The sequence below is a fragment of the Arthrobacter sp. zg-Y750 genome (assembly GCF_020907365.1).
Lineage (GTDB): Bacteria > Actinomycetota > Actinomycetes > Actinomycetales > Micrococcaceae > Arthrobacter_B.
The window spans coordinates 1-5,706 of sequence record NZ_JAJJOC010000028.1; the positions used below are offsets into that span (position 1 = coordinate 1).

The following is a 5,706-nucleotide window of genomic DNA, read 5'->3' on the forward strand; positions in this document are numbered from 1 at the left end:
CGGGTTAAACAGGTGAGGCCCGTACCAACACTGGTACGGGCCTCACCCCACAATTTGTCCGGCGGTGACCTACTCTCCCACACCCTCCCGGATGCAGTACCATCGGCGCTGTGGGTCTTAGCTTCCGGGTTCGGAATGGGACCGGGCGTTTCCCCCACGCTATGACCGCCGTAACCCTTCCACCCGCACCACACACCCAAAAACAGTGTGCGTGGGGAAAACAATGGTCACGAACATCAAACAGACGTAAGCAAATATTCAAATATAGTGTTCATTCGTTCCACGGGGAACAACCCATCACGGGTTGTTGTCCGGGAACCACATAGTGGACGCAAGCAGCATGATCACAACACCCTCTACATTGGGAAACCGTTTGAAGTCGTGTTTCCCCAGGTGTTGATGTGGTGTAAGTTATCGGCCTATTAGTACCGGTCAGCTTCACGGGTCTTTAGTCCCCGCTTCCACATCCGGCCTATCAACCCAGTGGTCTGGCTGGGGGCCTCTCACACACAAGGTGTATGGAAATCTCATCTCGAAGCGGGCTTCCCGCTTAGATGCTTTCAGCGGTTATCCCATCCGAACGTAGCTAATCAGCGGTGCACTTGGCAGTACAACTGACACACCAGAGGTTCGTCCGTCCCGGTCCTCTCGTACTAAGGACAGCCCTTCTCAAATTTCCTGCGCGCGCAGCGGATAGGGACCGAACTGTCTCACGACGTTCTAAACCCAGCTCGCGTACCGCTTTAATGGGCGAACAGCCCAACCCTTGGGACCTACTCCAGCCCCAGGATGCGACGAGCCGACATCGAGGTGCCAAACCATGCCGTCGATATGGACTCTTGGGCAAGATCAGCCTGTTATCCCCGAGGTACCTTTTATCCGTTGAGCGACGGCCATTCCACAATGTACCGCCGGATCACTAGTCCCGACTTTCGTCCCTGCTCGAGATGTCTCTCTCACAGTCAAGCTCCCTTGTGCACTTACACTCGACACCTGATTGCCAACCAGGCTGAGGGAACCTTTGGGCGCCTCCGTTACTCTTTAGGAGGCAACCGCCCCAGTTAAACTACCCATCAGGCACTGTCCCTGACCCGGATTACGGGCCGAAGTTAGATATCCAGTATGACCAGAGTGGTATTTCAACGATGACTCCACCCGAACTGGCGTCCGGGTCTCACAGTCTCCCACCTATCCTACACAAGCCACACCGAACACCAATACCAAACTATAGTAAAGGTCTCGGGGTCTTTCCGTCCTGCTGCGCGTAACGAGCATCTTTACTCGTACTGCAATTTCGCCGAGTTTATGGTTGAGACAGCGGGGAAGTCGTTACTCCATTCGTGCAGGTCGGAACTTACCCGACAAGGAATTTCGCTACCTTAGGATGGTTATAGTTACCACCGCCGTTTACTGGGGCTTAAATTCCCAGCTTCGCCCGTAAGGGCTAACCGGTCCTCTTAACCTTCCAGCACCGGGCAGGAGTCAGTCCGTATACATCGTCTTGCGACTTCGCACGGACCTGTGTTTTTAGTAAACAGTCGCTTCCCCCTGGTCTCTGCGGCCCCGATCCCCTCCGGACAGCAAGTGTCCATCAAGGTTGGGGCCCCCCTTCTCCCGAAGTTACGGGGGCATTTTGCCGAGTTCCTTAACCATAATTCTCTCGATCGCCTTAGTATTCTCTACCTGATCACCTGTGTCGGTTTGGGGTACGGGCGGCTAAAACCTCGCGCCGATGCTTTTCTAGGCAGCATAGGATCACCGGATCCCCCCGTGAGGGAGTCCCGTCAGATCTCAGGCACGTCATCAAAGACACCGTGACGGATTTACCTATCACGGACCCTACATCCTTAGACCAGGTCAACCATCGCCTGGCCCGGCTACCTTCCTGCGTCACACCTGTTAATACGCTTACCTCCCAGGATCAGGTCCCGTGCTCGGCCAAAACCCTCACACCACAAGGATGCTCGGGCAGGCTCCGGACGGTTAGTGTCCCCTGCTTGGTATGGGCGGTTTTTCGCCGGTACGGGAATATCAACCCGTTGTCCATCGACTACGCCTGTCGGCCTCGCCTTAGGTCCCGACTTACCCAGGGCAGATTAGCTTGACCCTGGAACCCTTGATCATTCGGCGGACGGGTTTCTCACCCGTCTTTCGCTACTCATGCCTGCATTCTCACTCGTGTAGGCTCCACAACTGGTTTACACCGCTGCTTCACTGCCCACACGACGCTCCCCTACCCATCCAGACGACTGAACCACGAAGGCTTATCTAATATCTGAATGCCACAACTTCGGCGGTGTACTTGAGCCCCGCTACATTGTCGGCGCGGAATCACTTGACCAGTGAGCTATTACGCACTCTTTCAAGGGTGGCTGCTTCTAAGCCAACCTCCTGGTTGTCTGGGCAACTCCACATCCTTTCCCACTTAGCACACGCTTAGGGGCCTTAGTTGGTGGTCTGGGCTGTTTCCCTCTCGACTATGAAGCTTATCCCCCACAGTCTCACTGCTGCGCTCTGACTTACCGGCATTCGGAGTTTGGCTGACGTCAGTAACCTTGTAGGGCCCATTAGCCATCCAGTAGCTCTACCTCCGGTAAGAAACACGCAACGCTGCACCTAAATGCATTTCGGGGAGAACCAGCTATCACGGAGTTTGATTGGCCTTTCACCCCTACCCACAGCTCATCCCCTCCATTTTCAACTGAAGTGGGTTCGGTCCTCCACGACGTCTTACCGTCGCTTCAACCTGGCCATGGGTAGATCACTCCGCTTCGGGTCTAGATCACGCCACTGCATCGCCCTATTCAGACTCGCTTTCGCTACGGCTTCCCCACACGGGTTAACCTCGCGACGTAACACTAACTCGCAGGCTCATTCTTCAAAAGGCACGCTGTCACAGCAATCAGAGCTGCTCCAACGGTTTGTAGGCACACGGTTTCAGGTACTATTTCACTCCCCTCCCGGGGTACTTTTCACCTTTCCCTCACGGTACTTGTCCGCTATCGGTCATCAGGGAGTATTTAGGCTTACCAGGTGGTCCTGGCAGATTCGCACGGGATTTCTCGGGCCCCGTGCTACTTGGGATCCTCTCCAAGCGGCAGCATACATTCCGGTTACGGGGCTAACACCCTCTACGGCCTGGCTTTCAAACCAGTTCACCTATGCACCTGCACTCACTTCACCAATCCGGCAGAATCGGTACGGAAAGTCCCGCAACCCCAGTGATGCAACGCCCGCCGGCTATCACACACCACTGGTTTAGCCTCTTCCGCGTTCGCTCGCCACTACTAACGGAATCACTGTTGTTTTCTCTTCCTGTGGGTACTGAGATGTTTCACTTCCCCACGTTCCCTCCACGCACCCTATGTGTTCAGATGCGGGTCACCCGGTCACTCGCGCGCCGGGCGGGGTTTCCCCATTCGGACATCCTGGGATCAAAGTTCGGTTATCAACTCCCCCAGGCTTATCGCAGATTCCTACGTCCTTCTTCGGCTCCTGATGCCAAGGCATCCACCGTGTGCCCTTAAAAACTTGACCACAAAGATCAATAATTAATATCGCTATCGAGAAAACCATGGAGGCCGGTAAAAACCGGTCACCAGGTTTATCTGAAATTGCACTTAATAATTTTTAAGATGCTCGCGTCCACTATGTAGTTCTCAAACAACAACCCCGTCACACCCATCCCCACCACCAACCAGCCCCCTCAAAGGGAACCGGCACCCGTGATGTACCCGGCATGCGCAGGAACAAACAGAAACAAACCACAACCATGAACACCCCCACCCCCTCAAAGAGGGAAGAAGCCCCACAGCCCTGTTGTCTCAGGACCCAACAGTGTGCCAAACGGTCAACCGGTAACCTGCCCGCACCGCTTTCCAGAACCCCAAAGGGAACGTACTCACAAATGCCAGGCAATCATGCCGGCGCCTATCCATTGATATTCCACCCTTGAGCACCCACCGGAAAACATATGCTTCCGACATGGGCATCTCCTGCAAAGCACACATCCAACACTGTGGAAGGACATCCGCTTCGAGGTGCTCCTTAGAAAGGAGGTGATCCAGCCGCACCTTCCGGTACGGCTACCTTGTTACGACTTAGTCCCAATCGCCGGTCCCACCTTCGACGGCTCCCTCCCACAAGGGGTTAGGCCACCGGCTTCGGGTGTTACCAACTTTCGTGACTTGACGGGCGGTGTGTACAAGGCCCGGGAACGTATTCACCGCAGCGTTGCTGATCTGCGATTACTAGCGACTCCAACTTCATGAGGTCGAGTTGCAGACCTCAATCCGAACTGAGACCGGCTTTTTGGGATTAGCTCCACCTCACAGTATCGCAACCCTTTGTACCGGCCATTGTAGCATGCGTGAAGCCCAAGACATAAGGGGCATGATGATTTGACGTCGTCCCCACCTTCCTCCGAGTTGACCCCGGCAGTCTCCTATGAGTCCCCGCCATAACGCGCTGGCAACATAGAACGAGGGTTGCGCTCGTTGCGGGACTTAACCCAACATCTCACGACACGAGCTGACGACAACCATGCACCACCTGTAAACCGGCCACAAGTGGGGGACCTGTTTCCAGGTCTTACCGGTTCATGTCAAGCCTTGGTAAGGTTCTTCGCGTTGCATCGAATTAATCCGCATGCTCCGCCGCTTGTGCGGGCCCCCGTCAATTCCTTTGAGTTTTAGCCTTGCGGCCGTACTCCCCAGGCGGGGCACTTAATGCGTTAGCTACGGCGCGGAAAACGTGGAATGTCCCCCACACCTAGTGCCCAACGTTTACGGCATGGACTACCAGGGTATCTAATCCTGTTCGCTCCCCATGCTTTCGCTCCTCAGCGTCAGTTAATGCCCAGAGACCTGCCTTCGCCATCGGTGTTCCTCCTGATATCTGCGCATTTCACCGCTACACCAGGAATTCCAGTCTCCCCTACATCACTCTAGTCTGCCCGTACCCACTGCAGACCCGGGGTTGAGCCCCGGGCTTTCACAGCAGACGCGACAAACCGCCTACGAGCTCTTTACGCCCAATAATTCCGGATAACGCTTGCGCCCTACGTATTACCGCGGCTGCTGGCACGTAGTTAGCCGGCGCTTCTTCTGCAGGTACCGTCACTTTCGCTTCTTCCCTGCTGAAAGAGGTTTACAACCCGAAGGCATTCGTCCCTCACGCGGCGTCGCTGCATCAGGCTTTCGCCCATTGTGCAATATTCCCCACTGCTGCCTCCCGTAGGAGTCTGGGCCGTGTCTCAGTCCCAGTGTGGCCGGTCACCCTCTCAGGCCGGCTACCCGTCGTCGCCTTGGTGGGCCATTACCCCAACCAACAAGCTGATAGGCCGCGAGTCCATCCAAAACCGCATAAAGCTTTCCACGAACCGCCATGCGGTGGTCCGTCGTATCCGGTATTAGACCCGGTTTCCCAGGCTTATCCCGAAGTCAAGGGCAGGTTACTCACGTGTTACTCACCCGTTCGCCACTAATCATTCTGTGCAAGCACAGAAGTCATCGTTCGACTTGCATGTGTTAAGCACGCCGCCAGCGTTCATCCTGAGCCAGGATCAAACTCTCCGTAAATGTTCATACAGACACAATGCCGGGGCCAAGGAAAATTGGCCGCCAGGCACTGCACTAAATTCGAAACCAGCTAAAAAAACCATTCCAGCCCACGGGGTGGGCGGAACAGTCGATTCAACCAATTAAA

The 5,706-nt window shown here is 55.2% G+C and carries 3 rRNA genes; all 3 read right to left on the minus strand.

Features of this window, described 5'->3' with window-relative positions:
- Nucleotides 1-56 precede the first annotated feature (56 nt).
- The 3 genes from rrf to LOC57_RS16310 all read right to left on the minus strand — a co-directional run bounded on the left by rrf (nucleotide 57) and on the right by LOC57_RS16310 (nucleotide 5,579).
- Nucleotides 57-173: ribosomal RNA gene (gene rrf, locus LOC57_RS16300) — 5S ribosomal RNA — on the minus strand.
- 228 nt (nucleotides 174-401) lie between these two features.
- Nucleotides 402-3,537: ribosomal RNA gene (locus tag LOC57_RS16305) — 23S ribosomal RNA — on the minus strand.
- Nucleotides 3,538-4,051: 514 nt separating this feature from the next.
- Nucleotides 4,052-5,579: ribosomal RNA gene (locus LOC57_RS16310) — 16S ribosomal RNA — on the minus strand.
- Together the 16S, 23S and 5S rRNA genes form the textbook arrangement of a ribosomal RNA operon.
- Nucleotides 5,580-5,706: the final 127 nt, after the last annotated feature.